This is a genomic window from Protofrankia sp. CiP1_Cm_nod3 (assembly GCF_982290655.1).
The window spans coordinates 4,232-5,062 of the sequence record NZ_CEVIVD010000185.1; the positions used below are offsets into that span (position 1 = coordinate 4,232).

The following is an 831-nucleotide window of genomic DNA, read 5'->3' on the forward strand; positions in this document are numbered from 1 at the left end:
GGGCGAGCTCTTTTCCTGGCGGACGGGGGTTTTCACGGCGCCCGCGCCGGCCGTGGACGCGTCGGCTGCCGCCGGTTGCGACGCCGCCGGTCAAGGGCGACGGCCGAGGCCGCCAGCGCGAGCCAGGCCGCACCGAACGCCCAGCCGCCGACGACGTCGGTGGGCCAGTGCACCCCGAGGTAGACCCGCGACACCCCGACCCCGGTCGTGATCAGGACGGCCGCGGCGACCGGAGCGGCGAGCATGGCCTTTCCCGCCGGCAGGAGGCTGATGATCAGTGCGGCGGCCAGGCCGTAGCCGATGGTCGCGGTGGCGGTGTGCCCGGACGGGTAGGCGTAGCCGTGCGGGTGGGCCAGCCACAGCGCCGCCGGCGGCCGCGGGCGGGCGACCAACCGGTTGACCATCAGGCGTACCAGCTGACCGGCCGCGAGCACGGCGACGGCGGCGACGGGCGGCGTCCAGCGGCTGGTCCGTCGCCACCACAGCACGCCCACCACGACCAGCAGGCCGTAGACGACCGGTCCGCTACCGAGACCGGTGACCACCCTGGCCCATGATGTCAGCCCGGGGCCGCGCCGGGCGGTGACGCCGTGCAGCAGCCGGGCGTCGTCGGCGGCGAGGCCTTCGCGGGCCACCACGTCCCAGGTGACCCCGCCGAACAGCCATCCTGCCGTGACCAGCGTCGCAAGGGCGGCGGCCGGAGGCCGGCCGAGCCGGAACAGCGGCCCCGGACGCCGACGGATCCGGCCCCGGACCCGGCCGGACCGGCGGGCGGCACGGTATCCCACGGCCGCGACGACCGCGACGACCGCGCCAGCCGCGACGGCCGCG

At 77.3% G+C, this 831-nt stretch carries 1 protein-coding gene; it reads right to left on the bottom strand.

The features are described from left to right. Positions 1-32: 32 nt before the first annotated feature. Positions 33-831, bottom strand: a 799-nt coding sequence (locus tag AC5LUJ_RS22025; RefSeq protein WP_493465650.1) for a phosphatase PAP2 family protein, incomplete at its 5' end; no start/stop codon positions are given.